The sequence below is a fragment of the Campylobacter insulaenigrae NCTC 12927 genome (assembly GCF_000816185.1).
GTDB lineage: Bacteria > Campylobacterota > Campylobacteria > Campylobacterales > Campylobacteraceae > Campylobacter_D > Campylobacter_D insulaenigrae.
Genome location: NZ_CP007770.1, coordinates 620,024 through 643,104, shown reverse-complemented (window position 1 = coordinate 643,104; position 23,081 = coordinate 620,024). Strand labels below are relative to the sequence as shown.

General features: G+C 28.0%; 26 protein-coding genes. 7 read left to right on the top strand and 19 right to left on the bottom strand.

The genetic code is table 11. The features are described 5' to 3' along the window. Positions 1 to 3: 3 nt before the first annotated feature. Genes CINS_RS03355 through CINS_RS03320 form a run of 8 tightly spaced genes read right to left on the bottom strand, consistent with a single transcriptional unit; the run spans position 4 to position 7,616 of the window. A complete protein-coding gene (locus tag CINS_RS03355) occupies positions 4 to 819 on the bottom strand; it encodes a cysteine ABC transporter substrate-binding protein (RefSeq protein WP_039649830.1) in 816 nt (271 codons plus the stop codon). A gap of 35 nt (positions 820 to 854) precedes the next feature. Next, positions 855 to 1,592: a pathogenesis-associated glutamine ABC transporter, ATP-binding protein gene (locus CINS_RS03350; RefSeq protein ID WP_039649828.1), complete on the bottom strand. Its 738-nt coding sequence runs from the start codon at positions 1,590 to 1,592 to the stop codon at positions 855 to 857. 3 nt (positions 1,593 to 1,595) lie between these two features. Continuing rightward, positions 1,596 to 2,255 carry an amino acid ABC transporter permease gene (locus CINS_RS03345; RefSeq protein ID WP_039649826.1) on the bottom strand — a complete coding sequence of 220 codons (660 nt, stop codon included), beginning with the start codon at positions 2,253 to 2,255 and terminating at the stop codon, positions 1,596 to 1,598. Then, on the bottom strand, positions 2,248 to 2,895 hold the full coding sequence (locus CINS_RS03340; protein WP_039649824.1) for an amino acid ABC transporter permease: 648 nt from the start codon (positions 2,893 to 2,895) through the stop codon (positions 2,248 to 2,250). The genes CINS_RS03345 and CINS_RS03340 overlap by 8 nt, the downstream gene beginning before the upstream one ends. A 42-nt stretch (positions 2,896 to 2,937) precedes the next feature. Continuing rightward, entirely contained in the window at positions 2,938 to 3,537 is a 600-nt protein-coding gene (locus tag CINS_RS03335) for a nitrosative stress-response regulator, Crp/Fnr family (RefSeq protein WP_039649822.1), read from the bottom strand. A 2-nt stretch (positions 3,538 to 3,539) separates the two neighbouring features. Further along, the gene (gene recG, locus CINS_RS03330) at positions 3,540 to 5,360 is read right to left on the bottom strand and encodes an ATP-dependent DNA helicase RecG (RefSeq protein ID WP_039649819.1); all 1,821 of its coding nucleotides are present in this window, start codon (positions 5,358 to 5,360) and stop codon (positions 3,540 to 3,542) included. Further along, positions 5,350 to 6,570, bottom strand: coding sequence for a M16 family metallopeptidase (locus tag CINS_RS03325; protein ID WP_039649817.1), 1,221 nt, complete (start codon positions 6,568 to 6,570; stop codon positions 5,350 to 5,352). Before CINS_RS03325 ends, recG begins: the two co-directional genes overlap by 11 nt. Next, positions 6,570 to 7,616, bottom strand: coding sequence for a dehypoxanthine futalosine cyclase (locus CINS_RS03320; RefSeq protein WP_039649814.1), 1,047 nt, complete (start codon positions 7,614 to 7,616; stop codon positions 6,570 to 6,572). Before CINS_RS03320 ends, CINS_RS03325 begins: the two co-directional genes overlap by 1 nt. 116 nt (positions 7,617 to 7,732) lie before the next feature. Here CINS_RS03320 and CINS_RS03315 point away from each other — a divergent pair, with 116 nt between their 5' ends. Further along, positions 7,733 to 8,926, top strand: coding sequence for an MFS transporter (locus tag CINS_RS03315; RefSeq protein ID WP_039649812.1), 1,194 nt, complete (start codon positions 7,733 to 7,735; stop codon positions 8,924 to 8,926). On the opposite strand, the gene CINS_RS03310 is transcribed toward CINS_RS03315, so the two are convergent. Continuing rightward, positions 8,923 to 9,705, bottom strand: a complete 783-nt coding sequence (locus CINS_RS03310) for an MCP protein methyltransferase (RefSeq protein ID WP_039649810.1) — start codon at positions 9,703 to 9,705, stop codon at positions 8,923 to 8,925. The two genes, CINS_RS03315 and CINS_RS03310, sit on opposite strands and share 4 nt — an antisense overlap. Further along, positions 9,705 to 10,268 carry an MCP protein-glutamate methylesterase gene (locus tag CINS_RS03305; protein WP_039649808.1) on the bottom strand — a complete coding sequence of 188 codons (564 nt, stop codon included), beginning with the start codon at positions 10,266 to 10,268 and terminating at the stop codon, positions 9,705 to 9,707. Before CINS_RS03305 ends, CINS_RS03310 begins: the two co-directional genes overlap by 1 nt. Positions 10,269 to 10,418: 150 nt before the next feature. On the opposite strand from CINS_RS03305, the gene rpiB reads away from it, so the two are divergent. Genes rpiB through ychF form a run of 6 tightly spaced genes read left to right on the top strand, consistent with a single transcriptional unit; the run spans position 10,419 to position 14,863 of the window. Next, positions 10,419 to 10,856, top strand: coding sequence for a ribose 5-phosphate isomerase B (gene rpiB, locus CINS_RS03300; protein ID WP_039649806.1), 438 nt, complete (start codon positions 10,419 to 10,421; stop codon positions 10,854 to 10,856). Beyond that, a complete protein-coding gene (locus CINS_RS03295; protein WP_039649804.1) occupies positions 10,853 to 11,185 on the top strand; it encodes a hypothetical protein in 333 nt (110 codons plus the stop codon). The genes rpiB and CINS_RS03295 overlap by 4 nt, the downstream gene beginning before the upstream one ends. Then, on the top strand, positions 11,182 to 11,721 hold the full coding sequence (gene apt, locus CINS_RS03290) for an adenine phosphoribosyltransferase (RefSeq protein WP_039649802.1): 540 nt from the start codon (positions 11,182 to 11,184) through the stop codon (positions 11,719 to 11,721). The genes CINS_RS03295 and apt overlap by 4 nt, the downstream gene beginning before the upstream one ends. A 3-nt stretch (positions 11,722 to 11,724) precedes the next feature. After that, on the top strand, positions 11,725 to 12,318 hold the full coding sequence (locus tag CINS_RS03285; RefSeq protein WP_039649800.1) for a DedA family protein: 594 nt from the start codon (positions 11,725 to 11,727) through the stop codon (positions 12,316 to 12,318). Then, positions 12,315 to 13,766, top strand: a complete 1,452-nt coding sequence (locus CINS_RS03280; RefSeq protein WP_039649798.1) for a leucyl aminopeptidase — start codon at positions 12,315 to 12,317, stop codon at positions 13,764 to 13,766. Before CINS_RS03285 ends, CINS_RS03280 begins: the two co-directional genes overlap by 4 nt. Further along, on the top strand, positions 13,763 to 14,863 hold the full coding sequence (ychF, locus tag CINS_RS03275; protein ID WP_039649796.1) for a redox-regulated ATPase YchF: 1,101 nt from the start codon (positions 13,763 to 13,765) through the stop codon (positions 14,861 to 14,863). The genes CINS_RS03280 and ychF overlap by 4 nt, the downstream gene beginning before the upstream one ends. Before the next feature lie 13 nt (positions 14,864 to 14,876). On the opposite strand, the gene cmoA is transcribed toward ychF, so the two are convergent. From cmoA to CINS_RS03230, 9 genes are read right to left on the bottom strand one after another with little or no spacing between them, the layout of a single operon-like run. Further along, a complete protein-coding gene (gene cmoA / locus CINS_RS03270) occupies positions 14,877 to 15,581 on the bottom strand; it encodes a carboxy-S-adenosyl-L-methionine synthase CmoA (protein ID WP_039649795.1) in 705 nt (234 codons plus the stop codon). Then, positions 15,571 to 16,422: a bifunctional riboflavin kinase/FAD synthetase gene (locus CINS_RS03265; protein WP_039649794.1), complete on the bottom strand. Its 852-nt coding sequence runs from the start codon at positions 16,420 to 16,422 to the stop codon at positions 15,571 to 15,573. The genes cmoA and CINS_RS03265 overlap by 11 nt, the downstream gene beginning before the upstream one ends. Further along, a complete protein-coding gene (gene tlyA, locus CINS_RS03260; protein WP_039649793.1) occupies positions 16,388 to 17,110 on the bottom strand; it encodes a 23S rRNA (cytidine-2'-O)-methyltransferase TlyA in 723 nt (240 codons plus the stop codon). Before tlyA ends, CINS_RS03265 begins: the two co-directional genes overlap by 35 nt. Then, a complete protein-coding gene (ligA, locus tag CINS_RS03255) occupies positions 17,100 to 19,055 on the bottom strand; it encodes an NAD-dependent DNA ligase LigA (RefSeq protein ID WP_039649792.1) in 1,956 nt (651 codons plus the stop codon). The genes tlyA and ligA overlap by 11 nt, the downstream gene beginning before the upstream one ends. Then, positions 19,052 to 20,191, bottom strand: a complete 1,140-nt coding sequence (folP, locus tag CINS_RS03250; RefSeq protein WP_039651349.1) for a dihydropteroate synthase — start codon at positions 20,189 to 20,191, stop codon at positions 19,052 to 19,054. The genes ligA and folP overlap by 4 nt, the downstream gene beginning before the upstream one ends. Next, entirely contained in the window at positions 20,172 to 20,834 is a 663-nt protein-coding gene (locus CINS_RS03245; protein ID WP_084593983.1) for a DNA polymerase III subunit delta', read from the bottom strand. The genes folP and CINS_RS03245 overlap by 20 nt, the downstream gene beginning before the upstream one ends. Then, positions 20,831 to 21,367 carry a HobA family DNA replication regulator gene (locus CINS_RS03240; RefSeq protein WP_039649791.1) on the bottom strand — a complete coding sequence of 179 codons (537 nt, stop codon included), beginning with the start codon at positions 21,365 to 21,367 and terminating at the stop codon, positions 20,831 to 20,833. Before CINS_RS03240 ends, CINS_RS03245 begins: the two co-directional genes overlap by 4 nt. Further along, on the bottom strand, positions 21,367 to 22,569 hold the full coding sequence (locus CINS_RS03235) for an aspartate kinase (RefSeq protein ID WP_039649790.1): 1,203 nt from the start codon (positions 22,567 to 22,569) through the stop codon (positions 21,367 to 21,369). Before CINS_RS03235 ends, CINS_RS03240 begins: the two co-directional genes overlap by 1 nt. Continuing rightward, complete coding sequence (locus CINS_RS03230) at positions 22,569 to 23,039, bottom strand: RNA pyrophosphohydrolase (RefSeq protein ID WP_039649789.1); 471 nt, start codon at positions 23,037 to 23,039, stop codon at positions 22,569 to 22,571. Before CINS_RS03230 ends, CINS_RS03235 begins: the two co-directional genes overlap by 1 nt. Between the last annotated feature and the right edge of the window lie 42 nt (positions 23,040 to 23,081).

The following is a 23,081-nucleotide window of genomic DNA, read 5'->3' as shown; positions in this document are numbered from 1 at the left end:
TTTTTATTCTTCAACAACAACATCAATTGCTTGAATATCATCACTAAAGAATGGTTTTAATGTTTCATCATAAGCTTTATGAAAAAATTGTTCTTTGTTTAAATTAACAATTAAATCATTAAGAAATTTTAACATAGCTTCATCACCTTTTTTAACAGCAGGAGCTATTACATCTTGATTTCCAAGTTCTTTAATTACGACTTCAAAATTTGGATTTTCTTTAGCCCAAGCAAAAAGTAATGCATTATCATGACTTAAAGCATCACCTCTATTACCAAGCAAAGCTGCAAAAGTTTCTGTATTTTGATCAAATTTAATAGTTTTAATTTCAGGGTGATTTTTTGTAAAATACGCATCTGCTGTTGTACCTTTATTTAATATTAACGTTTTATCTTTTAAATCATCGATACTTTTAATATCAGAGCCTTTAGGAGCGACGACACCTAAAGCAACCTTCATATAAGGTAATGCAAAATCAACTACTGCTTCTCGTTCAGGAGTTTTAGTAAAATTAGCCAAAATAATATCAACCTTATTAGACTCTAAAAATTCAACTCTATTTGCTGCTTCAACTAATACAAATTGTACTTTATTTTCATCGCCTAAAAGTTCTTTTGCTATACGCTTTGCAAAAAATACATCATATCCTTGATTTGCACCTTGCGCATCAAGATAACCAAATGGAGGCTTATCTCCAAAAACACCTATACGAATAACGCCTTGTTGTTTAATTTTATCTATAGAATTTACATTACTCTCATTTGAGCAAGCACCAAAAAAAATAGCCATCAGAAATGACAAAAAAACAATTTTTTTCATTTTATCTCCTTAATTTTTGATAATTTTTGTATATTTTAACTATGAAAATTAAATAAATTTAGAAATTTTTTAGCACGATCTGTTTTTGGATTGTTAAAAAACTCTTCAGGCTTTGAAATTTCGACAATTTTACCATCATCCATAAAAACAATTCTATCTGCTACCGCTTTTGCAAAACCCATTTCATGAGTTACTATAAGCATACTCATACCATCTTTAGCCAAGTTTAAAATTACATCTAAAACCTCACGTACTATTTCAGGATCAAGCGCTGCAGTAACTTCATCAAAAAGCATAATCTCAGGATTCATACAAAGACTTCTAACTATAGCTATACGTTGCTTTTGACCACCACTTAATTCTTTAGGAAAAGCTTTTATTTTATGCAAAAGACCAACTCTTTCAAGCCAATATTTCGCTTCATCTAATACTTCTTTTTTATCTCTTTTTTGAACTTTCAAAGGTCCTAAAAGTATATTTTGCTCAACATTTAAATGATCAAAAAGTTCATAAGATTGAAACACCATACCTATTTTTTGACGAATTTGAGTCCATTTTTTATAATTTTTATCAATTTTTTCATCTTCTACATAAATAGTACCATCAGCCATTTCTTCCAAGCCATTTATACAACGCAAAAGAGTTGATTTACCACAACCACTTGGACCAAGTATTACTACAACTTCTTTTTGTTGTAATTCTAAATTTATATCTTTTAAAACATGATGATCGCCATAATATTTTTGTAGATTTTGAATTTTTAATATATTCACAACTTAACTCCATTTTCTTTCTAAAAATCTTGAATATACCGATAATGGATAACACAAGATAAAATAAATTATTAAAATCAAACCATATATCACAAACGCAGAATAAGAATTTTTAAATAAGCTTAACTCTATTATTTGCTGCCCCACTTTTATAAGCTCAATTCCACCTATTAAATATATAATAGAAGTACTTTTAATAATTCTAGTGAAAAGATTGATACTCATAGGCAAAAGTCTTCTTAATGACAAAGGAATAATGATAAAAAAATAAACTTGTATTTTATTAAAACCCAAAGATGCCCCTGATTCATACTGATGTCTTGGTATGCTAGCAAGAGATGATCTAACCAAATCCATCATCTCAAAAGTTCCCCAAATACTAAATACTATAATACTTGAAGTTAAAGCACTTAAGTGCAATCCATTCCACTTTGCTAAGCCAAAATGCACTATAAAAAGCCAAACTATTAAAGGCATAATTCGTACAAATTCTAACATAAAGCGACAAAATGTGTATAATATTTTATTTTTAGAATTCATAACCATTCCAAAAAAAACTCCACCAATAAGAGAAAATAAAATACTTATAATAGATAATTCCAAAGTAACCTTTAAACCTTCTGCTAATCTAACAAAAGTTTCTTGATTTAAAATTTCAAACATAATTTAATCTTTTTTCTATATGATTAAGTATTAATGACAAAGGTAAAATTAATATCAAATAACAAAATACCAAAGCAAATAAAGCTTCATTACTCTTATAGTAAAGTCCTATAAGATCTTTTGCAACATAAACTAAATCTGCTAAAGCAATAATACTAACCACAGAAGTCTCTTTAAGTAAAAATATAATATTTGCACTAATGCTTGGCATAGCAATGCCTAGTGCTTGAGGCATAATCACATAAAAAAAAATTTGCCATTTATTAAGTCCTAACGAAAGCCCTGATTCATATTGTTGTTTTTTAATAGCTTCAATACCAGCTCTTAAACTTTCTGCCATATAAGAACCGCCCAAAAAACTCAATCCCATAATAGCACAAACAAAAGAGCTAAAATGTATATTAAATTCAGGCAAAGCATAATATAAAAAGAAAAGTTGAATCAACAATGGAGTATTTCTTGAAAATTCTATATAAACTTTACATATTTTATTTAAATAATTAAAATTAAAAAATGATACACTCACACAAAATAAAGCTATTATAAATGAAAATAATACTCCAAAAATAGCAAGTTCCAAAGTCAACCAAGTTGCTTGCATAAACATTGGACTAAATTTGATTAAAAAATCAAAATCCATATAACCTTCCCAATTTTTAATACGTATTTTAGCAAATAAGACTTAAAAAGACTTAAAATCTTGTATTTTTTCTCTATTTAAAATCATAATTTTACCCTTATTTGTGTCAATAAGTAAAATATGTTTAAATTCTTTTAAAAATCTTGATAAAGATTCTGGCGGAATATTTAACATAGTAGCAATTTCTTTTTGTTTTAACTGATGCAATTTTTCTTCATTTTCTATTAGAAATTTTAATAATCTTGTTTTTAAATCAAGCGACTTTTGTCTTATAAAATTTTCTAAAATTCTAATTTTTTCAAATAAAGAGCTTAAAAGTAAAAAACTAATTTCTCCATTTTCTCCGCATATTTTCTTAAAATAAGCAAAATCAATAATACAAATCTCACAATCTTCTTCACATATAGCATTTGCTGGATAATTAATTCCTTCAAATACTGGCATTTCGGCTATAAAACTAACACTATTTAAAGTATGTAAGGTAAATTCAAATCCTCTTGCATTCACTCTATATAATCTCACACTACCCTTTAGCAAAATCAAAATTTTTTTAGCTTCATCTCCTTGAAAAAATAAAATATTTCCTTTTTTAAAATTTCGTTTTTCCCCTAATGAAGCTAAAATTTCAAAATATTTTTCCATAATTAATCTTTCATTTTTTCAAGATATTTTTTAACTTGCACTAATATCCTTTCATCTTTAGCATAATCAAAATATTTAAATTGATTACCATGCTGTATTGTACCATCTAATAAATCGCCGCTTAAACGATTTTTTAAATCAAGCTCAGCAATTTTAAAACCATCTAAAGTTTTAGCAAAATCAAGCAAACGATTTGGAATTTCTTTTAATTTTGTATATAAATAACAAAAGCTTTCAAGACCTATTCTACCAACCCTTCCTCTTAATTGATGTAAAGTTGCAAGCCCTAATCTTTCAGCACCAACTATAACAATAATACTTAGTCTTGGTAAAGAAATTCCTACTTCAACGACGGTTGTAGAAAGTAAAATATTTCCTCTATCTTTAAATTCTTTTAATATTTCATCTTTATCTTTATCTTTCCCATGAGTAATATAAACGTTTTCATACTTAGCAAGCCAATATTCTTTAGCCTCTTCTAATGACAAATACTCCATAGTTTCACTTTTATTTACTAAAGGATAAACTATAATCACTTGGTGGTTATTGGCTAATTCTTCATCTATTTTTTTAATTAAAAATTTAAAATCTTTATCTTGTATACAAAGAGTCTTAATGTTCTTTTTAAATGGCATTTGCTTAATAAAACTAAAATTAACCAATTCACTCTGTATCATAGATAATGTTCTTGGTATAGGAGTGGCTGAAAATTGCACTATATGAGGAATAAAATTCGATTTTTGATTTAATGTAGCAATTTTTTGTCTTTGATTTGAACCAAAACGATGTTGTTCATCTATCATCACCAAAACTGCATCAAAATTTTCTTGATAAATTAAAGCATGAGTTCCTATTATAAGATGTGCTTTATCCTTTAAAGATTCTATATTTTTTTCTTTTTTACCACCTTTTAATAAAACAATATTCATAAATTTAGGTAAAAGCCTTTTAGCTTCTTGATAAATTTGCTCAGCTAAAATACTAGTTGGAGCCATCAAGATAGATTTATTAGGATACACAAGCAAACTAGCAGCAAGTAAAACTAAAGTTTTTCCACACCCTACATCTCCCATAACAACCCTTCTTTTAGCTATGTTACTCTGTAAATCTTTTTTTATATCTTCTATAGCTAAAAGTTGATCATTCGTAGGTTTAAAATCTAATTCTTCAAGCCATCTTGCAATATTAAAAAGCTTAATTTTATAAGCTTTTTGCGTGCTCTTTTTTCCTTTTAAACGACTAAGATAATTGAAAATTTCAATATATTTAATATCTTCTATAATTTGTTCAAAATTTTTAAATAAATAAATAGATTTTTCATTATAAGAATGTAAATTTAAAAGAAGATTGATATATTTTTGCTCTAGTTTTAAAGCCTTTAAATTCATCTCATTAACGTATTTTTCTATAACATTTTTTATTTGTTCATCTTTAACAGAAGCAATTTTATACCGCGGAAAAACTGTACCTACATTTTTAATAATCTGTGGATTAATAAATTGCCACAAACCATTAAAATACGTCATCTTTGCATAAATACAAATTTCATTTGAAATTTTAAAAATATTAAAATGCCATTTTCTTGGATTAAAAATGATTATATTAGCTCGTATCTTCCATTCTAAACACTCACACTGAATAAAAAGTTGTAAAGAACGAAATTTTAAATTTATTACTTTAATATTTTGAGCACAAAAACATTCTTCTGGCATCATTTTAATGCGATAATCATCAATTTTTTTCGGAAAAATTAAAGCAAGATCGATACAGTTTTTGATTCCTAATTTATGAAATAATTGTAATTCTTTTTCTTCAACCTTCATTTTCTATGCTTGCAAAACTAAGTTGTATAATCTCACTATGTTTTTTAATAAAATTATTTAATTCTTCTAAATTTGCACTTTTTATTTTTTCTATCTCGTATTTTAAATGTCCTATTTTTAAACCTAATAAATACTCATTTAGCATGATGTTTAATCTCTTGTTTAAGCTTTCATAACGCAAAGGCATAGAACCAACTAAAAATTTCTTAGCGAGTTCAAATTCCTTTTCTTGTACACCATTGCTTACAAATTCTACAAATACTTCTTTTATTATATTTTTTGCTAATTTCGCATTTTCATTTTTAGTTTGTAAGTATCCAAATATTCTACTATAATTTAGATTCACATCAAGCTTGGCATACGCAGAATACGCCAAACCTCTTTTAACTCTGATTTCTTCCATCAATCTTGATCCAAAACCACCTTCTCCAAGTATAAATAAAGCAATTCTGGCTAGATACATCTGCTCATCATCAATCTTAATATCAAAAGGAGAACAAAAATAAACATAAGCTTGTTTAGTATCTTTGAATTCAGTATTTTCAATGTTCTTATTTAATAATTGAAATTTTTTGCTATTGTTTTGCACTCCTATATCTAATAAAGCGCCAATTTTTTCTACATATGTTTTTACCTCATTTTCCTTAATATCACCACCAAAAACAAAAAGAGTATTACTTAAATTTAGATTATCTTCCATAAAATTTATTAATTCTTTTAGAGAAATTTTCTCTATACTCTCTTTACTTCCATCAAGTCCTGTTTGAAAAATTTCATCTTTAAAAACACTTTTATTCAAAAGTCTTTTCGCTTGATAATCATAATCAGTATTTAAGCTTAAAAGCTCTCCAATTGCCAAATTCTTAAGTCTTCGTAAAATCTTTTCTTCAAAACGGACATTAAGAAGCAATTCTTCTAATTTTTCCATAGCAAAGCTAAAATGTTCTTTTAAACATTTAATGCTAATTTGAAAATGTTCAAAATCAGATTCAGCTTGCATTGTTATAGCTTTATATTCTAAACTTTTAAAAAAATTATCGCTAGAGCCTTCGTTTAACACTCTAGCAAACATACTCGCTAAACCTGCATTTTCTTGTTCTGCTATTTTTCCAGAATTTTTAAAAACTAATTTAAAAAAAACTACGGGTAGATCATGTTCATATTCATAAATTACATTCACATTAACATTTTTGATTTTTAAATCTAGCATTAAAACCTCTCTAAAATATTATAAGCTGTATCACGCTTAGCAGGAATTTCTCCTATATCTTTTATCAACTCTATCATTTGTTCTTGATTCATTCTATATTTTGCACCAGCTGCTGCCACAACATTTTCTTCCATCATAGTAGAACCTAAATCATTAGCACCAAATTTAAGCGCAAGTTGTCCTATTAAAGATCCTTGAGTTACCCATGAACTTTGTAAATTTTCAAAATTATCCAAATAAAGTCTAGCTAGAGCCAACAATCTTAGATATTTATTTGAACTTTGTTTGATAATTTCTGGATGCTTTTGAATCAAAGGTGTATTTTGACTTTGAAACGACCATAAAATAAAAGCTCTAAAGCCATTTGTTTTATCTTGTAAATTTCTCAAATAATCAAAATGTTCTATAAGCTCTTCATCAGTTTCAACCGTACCAAACATCATAGTAGCTGTGCTTTTCATACCAATATTATGAGCACTTTCATGTACTTTTAACCAAGTTTGTGTATCACATTTATGGGGAGCTATAATATCCCTCACTCTATCACTTAATACTTCAGCACCAGCTCCAGGGATAGAAAAAAGTCCTTTAGATTGAAGTCTTTTTAAAACTTCCTCTATGGAAATCTTAGAAATTTTAGCAATATAAGCAATTTCAACAGCTGAAAAACCATGCACTGTTATATCAGGATAATTAGTCTTTATATAAGAAAGTAACTCTTCATACCATTCTATCTTAAGTTTTGGATGTACACCGCCTTGAAATAAAATTTGTGTTCCACCAATAGCTTGCAATTCTTCTATTTTCTGACCGATTTCTTCGTATTTTAAAATATAAGAATCATCATCTTTTTCTTTTCTACAAAATGCACAAAAATCACAATCAATGCAACAAATATTTGTATAATTTATATTTCTATCTACTATAAAGGTGGTAATTTTATTAGGATGAATTTTTATTTTTTTCTCATAAGCCATTTTGCCAAGTTCATTCAACGAAGCATTTTGAAACAAATCTAAAGCTTCTTTTTTATTTATTCTACTCATAATCGACCTTTAAAATGAATTATTATATCATTTAAATGTAAAATAATTTTAAAAACGATATAATTTAGGTCTTTGATTGACGTTTCATATCGCATATAAGCAAAATGGGATTATTTATGACTTATAGAATGCTACTTAAAAATAATAAAACTTTCAGATTGTTAGCTATTATCCAATTTATAAGTTATTTTGGAGCCTGGTTTTCTCAAGTTGGTGTATTCACTCTTTTAACAAAAGAACTTGGTGCTCCTGCTAATATCATAGGTTTTTCAGCCATTTTTGTTTTTTTACCTTCAATTATACTAGCACCTATCAACGGAGTTATAGTTGATAGGTTTAAACCAAAAAATTTATTAATGAGCATGATTATTATTGAAATGTTATCTATATTTATGCTTATTTTTGTAAATTCTTTAGCTATGCTTTGGTTTTTATATCTTTTAACTTTTATTCGCATGGCTGTTGCTAGTATGTATTTTCAAACAGAAATGTCTGTTTTACCAAAAATTTTAACCCCACAAGAATTAAAGCTTGGCAATGAATTACATAGTATTATTTGGGCTGTTTCTTATGCTTTAGGTATGGGTATAGCCGGCTTATTTATAGATTTGTTTGGAGTCAAACCTGCGTTTATTACAGATACCTTAATGCTATTTTGTGCTATGCTTATCTTAAAAGTTATTATTTTACCAAATGAAAAAAATACAACACAAAATAATATTCTTGTCCTTATAAAAGAAGGATTAATATATGTATTTAATAATAAAAAAATTATTCATTTAATATTACTTCATGGCATTGTTGGAATAACAGCTTATGATGTTTTAATTACACTTTTAGCTGAATATAAATACGCAAATGTTATATCTATTCCTTTGGCGATAGGGTTATCTAATGCTATAAGAGCCATATCTTTACTCATAGGACCATACTTACTAAGCCCTTATATTAATAAAAAGACATTATTATATTTATATCTTGCTCAAGGCTTTGGTTTGATGCTTTGGTCTTGCTTGCAATTTAATTTTTATCTTGCTTTTATTGGATTAATGGCGGCTGGATTTTGCACTTCTTCTTTATGGAGCTATACCTATACACTTTTACAAAATGAATGTGATAAAAAATATTACGGTAGAGTTATAGCCTATAATGATATGGTTTTTTTAACTTTTAGTGCAATTATTGTTTTTTCTACAGGGTATTTATTTGAATTTTATAAAGTAAAACTAAGTTATTTTACTTTTGGCCTAGGCATATGTTTCATTTTAGGAGCAATATATTGGCAATGGTTTAATAAGAAAATTTCTTAATCCACTTTACTATAATAAATACCGCTTGCTGAGAAATTCTTTTCAAAATATGCAGTATCAGGAATATGATCAGACTTTCCAGGATAAATTCTTCCTTCTCTATTTAAAATCCTATGAAAACGCTCCATAAGTTTAATCTTAAAATCTTGATCAAAATATATCATCATATTTCTTGAAAAAATAATATCAAATTTGCCAAGTCTAAATAACGCATCATCAAAAACATTACAAAGCTCAAAACGACACCTACATGCCAAAGTTTCTTTTTTTAAGTGATACATATCATCTTCTTTTTCAAAAAAACGTTTCTTTTCTGCAAGATTTAATCTAGAAACAGAACGTTCTGAATAAGTCATTTCACTACAACGATCTATCATTTTTTTATTAATATCTATACCAAGAATGTTTATATCTTTAATAAGATTTTCGCTTGCTAAAATAGCCAAAGAATATACTTCCTCGCCACTTGCACAAGGTGCACATAATATATTTACTGGACGCTCAAGAGCCTTAATATAATAAATCACATCTTTTAATTGTTCTAATTCTCTAAAAAAATAAGTTTCACAAACAGTAATAAAATCTATTGTTTCTTGTTTTAAATTTCTTTGAAACATAACCCTATCGTTAAGCTCGCTAAGATTATTTAACCCTAATTCTTTTAAGAATTTTGGAAGCTTAGTCAGTAAAATATCGCGCTTTGCTGTAAGGTTATTTCCACTAATTTGTCCCACAATTTTAATAAAATCGTTTAGCTCATTTTCATGTATTTTTATCATTATTTTTCCTGCGAATTTATGAAATATATAATTTCTTTTTTTAATTCAACTAGACTCATTGGTTTTAAAAATGGATTCATCTCTTTAGCTTTTTTAGGCATGCCATAAACAACACAATCTTCCTCATTTTCACATAAACATTTTACCCCTGCTTTATAAAGCTCAAACAAAGATTTAGCACCATCATCACCCATACCAGTCATAATCATAGCTAAGAGTTTATTGTATTTACAAAGTTTAAGTGCAGAATTAAAAAGCACATCAATGCCGGGATTGAAACTACTTGGCTCATCTGTCATATTTAACACCAAGGTATTATTACCACTTAAAATCATATTTTTTTGGCAAATATAAATTTTGCCATTTTTAATAACCTCTTTATCATTTGCCATAACAACTTCACTTAAAGCTTCTTTATTGAACTGATTTACAAAAGAAGGTATGAATGCTGGATTCATATGTTGTGCTATAACTACACTACAATCTCTTAAATCAACATCATTAAGTAAAAATTTAAGTTGGCTTGGACCGCCAGTTGAAGAACCGATCAATATTAATTTCATTTTTACCTCAAATTTTGCTTGTAAGCCCTAATTATATCATATTTACAAATTTTTCAAATAGCTATAATTTCAGAAAGTATAATAAAGAAAGAAAAATTTTAATTAAATATGATAGAATTAATGCTTAAAAAATTTTAAAAAGTGAATTGTATGTTAAGAGAGAAAATTTTTGTTGCTAGTGATCACGCTGGCTTTGAACTTAAAGAAAAAATCACCTTATTTTTGCAAGATCAAAAAATTTCTTATGAAGATCTTGGACCTTTTGATGCTAGTCGTTGTGACTATCCTGATTTTGCACACTCACTAAGTTCTAAAATCAATGAAAAAACTTTTGGTATTTTAATTTGTGGATCAGGTATAGGTATGAGTATAGCTGCAAATCGCCACAAAAACATACGTTGTGCTTTATGTAATGAGCCATTAAGCGCTAAACTTTCAAGAGAACATAATGATGCAAATGTCTTAGCATTAGGCTCTAGACTGATAGGAGTTGACATGGCTTTTGAAATTATTGTTAATTTCATTAACACTTCTTTTAGTGGTGGGAGACATTGTCAAAGGATAAATAAAATCGAGGAAGTTATATGATATTAAGTTGGCTTATCTTAACAATATTAATTTGTATTAGTATTTATATGACTGTTATGTTACTTTACTATAAAACCTTACTTGATAAAGAAAAAATAGCAAAAGAGCATATTAAAAGAAATCTTGATGATACTGAAATAGTTATACGAAAACTACAAATTCAACTTCAAAGAAGTTTGGGAAATATTGATATTTTAACCGAAGAACTTAACAAAAGCAAAGCTGACTTAACTTCACTTAGAACAAGAAATTCACAATATCGTATAGAGAATGAAAAATTAAGACAGAGAATAAAAGAATTAGAAGCAAAAATAGAGGCACTATTATGATGAAACAAGATAAAAAATATTTATTAGATAGTATTAGAGCTATTGAAAACTTTCCTAAAAAAGGTATTGTTTTTAGGGATATCACTACTTTATTAAATAACAAAGAAGCATTTTCTTTTTTAATAGATCATTTGGTTGAAAAATATAAAAACTCAAACATTGATTATATAGCTGGCATAGAAAGTCGTGGTTTTATATTTGGATCTGCATTAAGTGCAAAATTAAAATTACCTTTTGTACCTATTAGAAAACCTGGAAAACTTCCCGGAAAATGCTTACAAGAGATGTATTCTTTAGAATATGGACAAGATGTTTTAGAAATTCATGTTGATGCATTTAACAATACTAAAAATGCTAGAATTTTACTCATGGATGATTTAATCGCAACCGGTGGTACAGCAATAGCAGCTGTTAAGCTTATACAAAGATTAGAAGCAAATTGTATGGAAGCATGCTTTTTATTAAATTTAAAAGATCTTGATGGTGATAAACAATTATCACAATTAACCTCTGTATATAGCGTTTTAGAGGTATAAAGTATGGAAGAATTTTTAAAACAACTTTTATATGATTATAAAAACTGGGCGTATATTATAGTTTTTTTATGGTGTATTCTTGAAGGAGAACTTGCCTTAATTCTTGCAGGAATCTTTGCACATGAAGGTCATGTTAATTTAGGATTAATTATTTTTGTAGCAGGATTAGGAGGGTTTGTCGGAGATCAAATATATTTTTATATAGGAAGATATAATAAAAAATATATACAAAAAAAATTACATACTCAAAGACGTAAATTTGCTGTCGCCCACCTTTTATTGCAACGTTTTGGTTGGCCAATTATATTTATCCAAAGATATATGTATGGCTTTAGAACTGTAATACCTATGAGTATAGGATTGACAAGATATAGTGCTAAAAAATTTGCTTTTATTAATCTCATAAGTGCTTGGGTTTGGGCAGCTATAACAATATTACTCGCTTGGTTCTTTGGAAAACAGATTTGGATTGGCGTTGAATGGGCTGGAAGTCATTGGTATTTTGCGATACCTATTATTGCTTGCTTTTTACTAATATTATTTTTTAGTATGAAACAAATGGAAAAATCAATACTTAAAAAAAGGATTCGTAAATGATTTTTGATTTTAAAAATGAAAATATAGATACTTTAAAAGCTGATTTTGAAATCATTTTAATTCAAGATAAAAAGATAGAAAATTATCCTAAAAGTCAAGAACTTTTTAAGATTATGAATTTTAAAGGTGAAGGTATATGTCTTGATATACAAAATAAAATTATATATAGCGAACTTAAAAGTTTAGAATATGAAGATATTAGACTCGCTTTTGCAAATGCATATAAAGCCTTAAAAAAACTAGAAATTAAAAGCGTTAAAACTAAAAGTGTTGTTGGAAAATGTGTAGTTAATAGTTTCAATGCTCTTGTACAGGGTTTTCATTTTGGAGCATATGAATTTAATAAATACAAAAAAGATAAAAATTCAACAAAATTAGAAAATATAATCATCTCAGAAAGTGAAATTAATAATAAAAAATATGATATTGATGAAGCTCATATTGGTATAAATTATGGAAAAATTTTTTCCAATGCTTGTAATTTTGCAAAAGATATTGTAAATGAGATTCCTCAGATATATACACCACTTAAAATGGCTCAAGATGCTTTGGATTTAGCCAAAAATGATAAAAATATTTCTTGCGAAATTTATGAAAGTGATTTCTTAGAAAAAGAAAAAATGCAAGCATTTTTAGCTGTAAATCGTGCTTCGGTTTATCCACCAAAACTTATTCATTTATCATATAAACCAAAGAATCCGATAATGAAAGCAGTATTTGTCGGCAAAGGTCTAACCTATGATAGCGGTGGACTTAGTTTAAAACCAGCTGATTATATGCTTACAATGAAATCAGATAAAAGTGGCGGTGCTGCTGCTATGGCCATTATAAAAGGTGCAAGTGAATTAAATTTAGATATAGAAATTCATTCTATAATAGGAGCTACAGAAAATATGATAGGCGGTAATGCCTATAAACCTGATGATGTTTTAATTTCAAGAGAAGGAATTAGCATAGAAGTTAGAAATACTGATGCTGAAGGTAGATTAGTTTTAGCAGATTGTTTATCTTATGCTCAAGATTTAAAACCTGATTTAATAATAGATCTTGCCACACTCACTGGAGCTTGTGTTGTAGGGCTTGGAGAATACACAAGTGCTATTATGGGAAATAATGAGGAATTACAAAATGATTTTTATCACACTAGCAAAAAAAGTGGAGATCTAACCACCATTTTACATTTTAATCCTTACTTAAAAGAACTTATAAAATCAAATATAGCAGATGTTAGTAATACTTCATCTAGTCGATATGGTGGAGCTATTACAGCAGGATTATTTTTAAACTCATTCATTAAAGATGAGTATAAAGATAAATGGTTGCATCTAGATATAGCAGGCCCTGCCTATCTAGAAAAAAGTTGGGCTTATCATAGCTTTGGAGCTAGTTCAGCAGGAGTTAGAATGTGTCTTACTTATTTAATTCATCTTTCAAGGAAGCAAAAATGAGTTTATCAGTTGGTATAGTAGGTCTTCCAAATGTTGGAAAATCGACAACATTTAACGCTTTGACAAGAGCACAAAATGCAGAAAGTGCAAACTATCCATTTTGCACCATTGAACCCAACAAAGCTATAGTTCCAGTGCCTGATCATCGCTTAAAAGAACTGGCTAAAATAGTCAATCCTCAAAAAATCATAAGATCTAATATAGAATTTGTTGATATAGCGGGCTTAGTTGCAGGTGCTAGTAAAGGTGAAGGGTTGGGAAATAAATTTCTTTCAAATATCCGTGAAACAGAAATGATTTTACATATTGTTCGTTGCTTTGACGATGAAAATATTACCCATGTAGCAGGAAGTGTGGATCCAATACGAGATGTGCAAATTATAGAAACTGAATTAATTCTAGCAGACATTGAACAACTTAGTAAAAAAATAGAAAAACTTACAAAAGGTGCAAAAGCTAATGAAAAAGGTGCAAAAGAAACTCTTGAAGTTGCTAACGCTCTTTTAGAGTATTTAAATCAAAATAATAATGCTAGCTCTTTCCCAAATAAAAGCGAAATTTATTACGCACTCATAAAAGAATTAAGATTATTATCTGCTAAAGAAGTAATTTTTGGTGCAAATGTAGATGAAAATTCTCTCTTAGAAGATAATGAATACGTACAAGCTTTAAAGGAATTTGCTGCTAAATCAGGTCATGAGGTTATAAAACTTTGCTCTAAAATCGAAGAAGAAATGATAGCTCTAAGCGATGAAGAAAATTATGAATTTTTAAAATCTTTGGGTATAGAAAATAGTGGTCTTGAAATTGTTATACGCACAGCTTTCTCGAAATTAAATTTAATTAGCTATTTTACTGCTGGACAAATTGAAGTAAGATCATGGACAATTCAAAAAGGTTGGAAAGCTCCAAAAGCAGCAAGTGTAATTCATAATGATTTTGAAAAAGGTTTTATAAAAGCTGAAGTAATTTCTTACGAAGATTTTATCACTTATAAAGGAGAAAGTGGCGCTAAAGAAGCTGGAAAATTGCGTCTTGAAGGAAAAGATTACGTCGTTGAAGATGGCGATGTAATGCATTTTAGATTTAATGTTTGATTTTTCAAACATTTTATTTAAAAGCTATAAACGTTTCGAAATTTACCCACTTAAATACACTCTCTACTCTTACAAATCCAGCATTTTTTAACATGGTAATATTTTCATCTTGTGTATAAGGTATGAGAATATTCTCAAGTGCTTCCCTTTTAGTGGCAATTTCTAATCTAGTATATCCTTGCTCTTGTTTATAATTTTCATATATTTCTATCATTTTTTTAGAAATTTTTACATCATCATAGAGAATTTTTTCACTCATAATAAAAATTCCGTTGTTATTCAAATTTTCGTAAATTTTATTAATAATATTTTGTCTTTTTTGTGGACGAATAAATTGCATGGTGTAAGTAGCTATAAAAACATCATTCCTAAAAAAATCAAATTCATCGAGATTTTTATTGTAAAAATCTATTTTAGCACCAAAAGCATTAGACTTACTTTTTGCAATATTCAACATAGCTTGAGCATTATCAACGCCGCTTAATTTCAAATCTTGCCTTCTTTCAAACAATGCCAACAATAAACTAGAGGTAGAACAGCCAAGATCGCAAATTTTAGAATTTTTCGATGCAAAACGCTCAATAATATCAACTATAAGTTTAAGGTTTTGACTATAAAATGGCACAGATCTAGAAACCATATCATCAAAAACGCTAGCAACATCAGTATCAAATTCAAATTGTTTTTCTAAAGGTTTTTTAAAAATATCATCCTTCATTTAATTTCCCTAAAATTTGCTTAGCTTGTATAATATCTTGACTGATTTGTTTTTTTAAATCCATTAAATTATCAAATTGCTTATTTTCTCTAATGTAATCTATAAATTCAAGTTCTACTTTTTGTGGTATCAACTCATTAAAATCATCTACCAAAATATGTGTTTCTAGTGAAAAATGTTTATCAGTTGATCTAACACCTAAAAACGTAATACTAAAAAAACATATATCATGAATTTTTACAATGCTAGCATAAACACCATTTTTTGGTAAGAAAAAATTTTTAGTTTTTAAATTGATCGTTGCAAATAGTAATTTTGAGCCAATACCCTGCCCCTTGATAACATCTGCAACTATATTGTAAAATCTACCAAGATATGCTTTAGCTTCAAAAACATTTCCATTTTGCAACATTTCTTTAATCATGCTTGTATGGACGCTAATATTGTTTTTCTTAAATTCATCAACAATAATAGTTTGAATTCCACAAAGTTCTTGTATATTTTCAGCGCCCCATTTTCTCTCTTTACCGAATTTAAAATCATACCCTACAATAATTTTTTCTAGATTAACAAATTCACTCAATAACAATTTTAAAAAATCTTTTGCATTTAAATGTTTAATTTTTGTAAAACTCAAAAAAATTAATGGCAAATCTACAATTTTATTCCTAAAATTTCCAGGTGTTAAAAAATTATCTTCATTTTTTAAAATAATCAAAAGTGCAGAATTTTCATCTAGATGTTTACACAATTCTAAATGTCCAAGGTGTATACCATCAAAACGCCCTATAGCGATTTTTTTAATATCAGATTTTTTTATAGGCGTAGAAAAACTCCACATTACCTTCTTTTCCTTTTAAATTTGAAATTTGTGTCATTTGTAAAATCCAACCGAGCTTAGCACATTCTTTCTCAAAACTCATTTTAGCTAGTTTTATAGCTTTATCATCTTTTACAACACCATTCTTATTACGCTTAATATTCTTTCCAACTTCAAATTGAGGTTTAAAAAGTAAAATTATCGTATCTTTTGCTAAGTTATTAATATAAGGCAATAAATGAACTAATGATATAAAACTCACATCACAAGTAATTACATCAAATTTTATTTTGCTATTAAAATTTCTCAAGTCCATATTTTCATATAAAATAATATTATTGAGTGTTTTTAATTTTTCATGAAGCTGATTAGAACCCACATCTAAAGCATAAATCATTTTAGCATTTTTTTGATGCAAAATTTGTACAAATCCTCCGGTAGATGAACCTATGTCAAGACAAATTTTATTTTCAATACTAGCAGGATAATTTTGCAAAAAATATTTTAATTTGTATGCAGCTCTACTTACAAAAAAATCTTCCAAAAGAGTTAATTCTAAACTTTTATCTTCTAAAGGTTCAGCGTTGTCTATATTATATGAAATCTTTTTAGCTTCACCATTTAACAATATTTGCTGATTTTCTATCAACTCGCGTGCTTTATTTCGACTGATATTTAATTTTTGACTTACAAAAATATCAAATCTCACCTATATCCTTTATAATTTCGTCAAATTCTATCTCGTTAATGCATTTAACCCCTAAGTCTTGTGCTTTTTGCAATTTACTTCCAGCATCTTCTCCATATAAAAGGAAATCAGTTTTTTTAGATACACTAGAATTCACTTTAGCTCCATATTGCTCCAGTAATTGCTTAAATTCATCTCTTGGTTTGGATAAGGTCCCTGTGATAACAAAAGTTTTGTTAGAAATTTTTTCATTGTGTATTCTTATATTTTTTTCTTCTTCTAAATTTAAAATCTTATAAAAATGCTCAATACGACAACAATTAACTTTAATAAATTCTTGCAAACTCTTTGCCATTTGCTCGCCAAAACCTTCCAAATTTTCATATGTATCATAATTTTGTTGATACCAAGCAAATCCAAAAGTATTAGCTAGTTTTTTAGCTGCAACTTCACCAATATGCTCAATACCCAAAGCTGTGATAAATTTACTCAATGAGCAGTTTTTTGCTTCTTGAATGGCATTTAAAAGATTTGTAATCTTTCTTTCTTTAAAACCTTCCAAATTTTCAAAATCACAATATTTTAGAAAAAAAATGCTTTCAATATTGGTAATTTTTCCCTCTTTAAATAAAAGTTCAACTATATTTTCACCAAGTCCATCTATATTAAGACATTTTTTAGAAACAAAATAAATAATAGAATTTATTAATCTAGCTTTACAATCTAAATTTTGGCATTTCAAAAATGCACCTTCATCTAAAAGTTCACTAGCGCATTCTGGACAAATTTTAGGTTTAGTTATATCAAGTTCTAAGCCATCTCTTCTTTGAGTAAAAACCTTAGTAATTTTAGGAATAACATCACCGCTACGTATTACACTTACACTATCACCTATTTTCAAATCAAGTCTAGAAATTTCATCAAAATTATGTAAAGTAGCCGATTTAACTATGACTCCATCTAGATTTACTGGTTCTAATATAGCAACAGGAGTAACCACTCCACTTCTTCCAACTTGTAAATTAATACCAAGTAAAGTTGTAGTTTTTTCTAAAGCTGGAAATTTAAAAGCTACCATAAATTTAGGAAATTTAACCGTATACCCTAAAAGTTGACAGTGCTTTAAATCATTAACTCTTACTACCATACCATCCATCATCATAGGCTTTTTATCTCTTAAATTTAACAATTCTTCATATTTTTTTAATACCTCAGCTATATCTTTACAACAAAATACAAAGTCATCTTTTAAAAATCCAAGATTTCTTATAAAATCCATTACTTGAGAATGTTTTATAAAATTTAAAGTATTGTAACCCACTCCCCAAGGAAAAAATTTTAAATTCCTTTCTTTAGTTATTTTTGTATCAAGTTGTCTTAATGAACCGCTAGCCATATTGCGTGGATTAGCAAACAAACTTAAATTATCCTTCAATCTTTTTTGATTAATTCTTTCAAAATCTTCTTTCAAAATTACTACTTCACCACGAATTTCAATTTTCTCTTTATAAGCTATTGTTTGTGGAATATTATCAATCATTTTGACGTTTAAAGTAACATTTTCACCAATTTGTCCATCACCTCTTGTAGCTCCACTAACCAAACAACCATCTTCATAAACTAAATTCAAACTAGCACCATCAAATTTAGGCTCTATAAAAAAATCATATTCACTCTTTGCTCTTTTAATCCAAGCTCTTAATTCCTTGTCATCAAAAACATCTTCCATTGACCACATTTTACTTAAATGAGTAATTTTATGAAATTCACTTTGTAAAGTTGGTGCTATTTTTTGAGTAGGAGATTCTTTGCTAATCTTGTCTTTATTGAGATTTTCAAATTCTTTAAGTTTTCTAATAAGTTTGTCATATTCATCATCACTCGCTAAAGGCTCATCATCTTCATAATAAGCCCTCATCCACGAATTTGCAAGTTTTATATTTTTTAAATATTCTTCATAAGTCATATTACAACCTCATCCATAGCTTTTACTAATTTAAACATTTGTTTATGCTCATACAAATCATGCGTTCTTATTATGCTTGCACCATTTTTAAAAGCTTCTAAATGCAAATACAAACTACCAGCTAATCTTTCTTCAACTTTGCTTGGAAAGTATGCATCAATTACACTTTTTCTACTAGCTCCCACTAATAAAGGCTTTTGAAATTGCAAAAAATGTTCTAAATGCTTAATAAGTATCATATTATGCCAAGAAGTTTTTCCAAAACCTATACCAACATCTAAAAATATATCTTTCACGCCATATTGTTCTAAAATTGCAATTTTTTTCTCAAAAAATTCACTAAGCTCTTGTACGACATCTTCATAAGAAGGATTATTTTGCATCGTCAGCGGAGTATTTTGCATATGCATAAGGCAATATTTCACATTAAATCTAGCAGCAAGTTTGGCTAAATTTTCATTAGCAAGCCCAGTAATGTCATTAATTAAACCAAATCCTCTATCAAGCGCATAATTTAAAGAATGCTCATCAAAGCTATCCAAACTAAAAATACTTTCTTTATAATAAGATTTTTTATATATCAAATCAAGTATATTCTTTAAGCGTCTAAATTCTTCTTTTTCACCACAATATATACTACCAGGTCTTGAAGATACAGCACCTATATCTATAAAATCTGGTTTTAATTCAAGAATTTCATTTAATTTTTTTTCAAAATTTAATTCATCAACTCTACTTTGCGGATTAAAGCTATCATTATTAATATTTAAGATAGCCATTAGTTTTGGATACACTGGTTTATGAAATGATTTTTCCAAAAATTTAGCCAAATATTTCAGATTAAAATCTTGCATTTTTTCTTTATGAATAAGTTTTTGAATTTGCTCATTAGTAGCCATCAACAAAGCATTAGTATGTTCTTTTCCTAATATTAAATCTTTATGAGTTACAAGCTCTGCACCAACTCTTAAGGCGTCTTGTTTTAATATATTTGCAGCAGGTGCTCTCAAATCTTGAATATAAAAAAAATGAATTTGAGTTTTTTTACTCATTATTTTTTTACCCATTTTATGAGGTTTAATCAAAGATGAAATTTGCTCAAATTGAGTGCTTGAATTAATTTTGGTAATTTTCATTTTTTCTCTCATATAAAATCAACATTATAGTGCTTAATATTACAGATGGCTTAGCATTTAATTTTATCAATTCATAAGCTTTATAAAAAAAATCTATCTCATTATCATTTAATTTAATTCCCTGTTTAAAGCATTCATAACTCAAAGAATCAATAAGTTTTAAACATTCATTTTTATCTATATTTTCATATTGCTTTATAAAATTCAAAATACCAGACAAGTCAATCTTTTTAAGATCAATTCCAAGTGAAATTTTTTCTTTTTTTATTTTATACTTTTCCACTATAAATCTTGAAAGAATTGTAGGTAAAAAAACATTTTTAGATGGAGCAACAACAATAAAATAAACATTTTTAGGTGGTTCTTCAAAAATTTTTAATAAGAAATTTTGTGCTTCATCGCGAAAAGATTTAGCCATAATTACTATAATCTTGGCACTAGATTCAGCTATATAACTTTCTTTCATTATAGCTTTTGCTGTCGCTTGAGCGTTTTTGTCATAAGTTAAATCATTAAGTCTTAACTCAATATCAGGATTTTTAGGTATAAAAAATTTAATCTTATGAGCACCAAATTCATTGATGAGTTTATCTTGTATAAAATCAAAATCATCATGTATGATGATTTTATTTCTTATATTCAAATTTCTACCTTAGAAAATATTGCTGCATCTATACTTTGATCAAAAATTTTATACAAAGATATCAACTTAAAATCAAGATCTTTATCATTTGAAGAAAGATAAAAACTATTTTGCAATTGTTCATCAAACAACCAAAGTAAACTATCTTCTTTAGATTTTGCAATTTGGGATTTAAAATCTAAATTTTTGCCTATATAAAAATACACATAACCATTAGGAAAGGAAATGCTTAACAAATCGTTTAACAATGCAATATCTTCATAATTTTTGCAAGTTTGATTATATATACCTTTTAAAGAAACAAAAGGCACATAAGGCCTAGTGTTTTTGGCATTAATCTGACTTAAAAAATACTCTTCAAACCAGATTCTTTGTTCATCAGTAATCAATATAAAAGTATATCCTTGAAGCAATAAAGAAAGTTTTGATGCTATTAAAGGTGACCACTCCAAACGCCTTTCCTCTAGCCAACTCATATAAGTACCATTATGTCTAATTTGTTCTAAGGTAAATTTTAAAAAACTATTGCTCATTATATATCTAATTTATAAACTTCATGTAAAACTCTAACAGCCAATTCGCCATACTTTTCATGAACAATGACTGAAATTTTGATTTCACTTGTTGAAATCATTTGTATATTGATATTTTCATTTGCTAATGCCTTAAAAGCTGCTGAGGCAACCCCAGAATGAGATTTCATACCTACACCAACAACAGATACTTTTACTACAGCGCTATCTGTTTCAATAAGTGCATTTTCACCGAGCACTTTTTTAACTGCATCAGTTGCAAGATCTACTTCATTTTCTAAAACAGTAAAGCCTAAGTTGGTAGCTCCATCAAGTCCTACATTTTGTATAATCATATCAACATTAATGTTTTCATTTGCTAAAATTCCAAAAATTTCTGCTGCAATTCCTGGTTTATCATCAATATTTCTCAAAGTGATTCTTGCTTGATTTTTATCTAATGCAATGCCACTAACTAAAGCTTGTTCCATATTTTCCTCCTTAGTAATAATAGTACCTTCATTATTATTAAAGCTACTTCTTGTAACCAATTTAACATTAAGTTTTTTTGCAAGCTCAACAGAACGATTTTGTAGCACTTTTGCACCTAAACTAGCAAGTTCTAGCATCTCTTCGTAAGAAATTTTGTCTAATTTTTTTGCCTTAGGTTCAATCCGCGGATCAGTTGTATAAACACCATCTACATCCGTATAAATTTCACATAAATCTGCTTTTAAAGCACCAGCTAAAGCAACGGCACTTAAATCACTTCCTCCACGACCCAAAGTCGTAACATTTCCCATTCTATCTACACCTTGGAAGCCAGCAACCACGACTATATAATTATCTTCTAAAGCTTTATTTATATTTGCAGTATCAATAAATTCAATTCTTGCTTTAGTATAAATATTATCAGTCACAATTCCTGCATTACGCCCTGAAAAAGCTATAGCTTTTAATCCCATTTCATTTAACGCAATAGCAAGTAATGAAGAAGTAACGCGCTCTCCACTACTTAAAAGCATATCCATTTCACGACCAGAAGGATTTTTGCTAAAATGATGAGCAAAATCGATTAATTCATTTGTAACTCCACTCATAGCTGAAACTACTACCACTAATTTATCATATTTTTTTTTGCTTTGTGCCACTCTTTTAGCAACTTCATCTATACGCTCTAGTGTTCCAACGCTCGTACCGCCATATTTTTGAACAACCAACATTAAAGATATCCCCCTTCTTTAAAGTGTTTTAAAACCTTTGTATAGATAGGTTTTTTAAAATGATTTGTAATATTAAAAATTTCATCTAAATAAACAAATTTATAAGCATCAAATTCAGGATTTTTAGTATTTAAATTTATTTTTGCATTTGCTTTTAATCTTACTAAAAAATACTTCTGACTTTGACCATCATATGGATACATTTTTTGAGCAATCTTTGTAGGAAAATCATAATTAATCCACTCAGGAAATTCAGCTAAAATTTCTACTTCATCAGTGCCTATTTCTTCTTTTAATTCTCTTAATAAAGCAGTTTTAGCACTCTCTCCTTCATCGATTCCACCTTGAGGAAACTGCCACACATCTTCCATATCATTGCGTCTTGCAAGTAGCATTTTGCACTCAAAAGGATAAGATGGTGATAATATTACAGCGGCGACATTAGGCCGATATTTTTTTTCTTCTTTCATTTGTTTTCTTATCCTTGACTTTAAAATAATATAATTTTAACA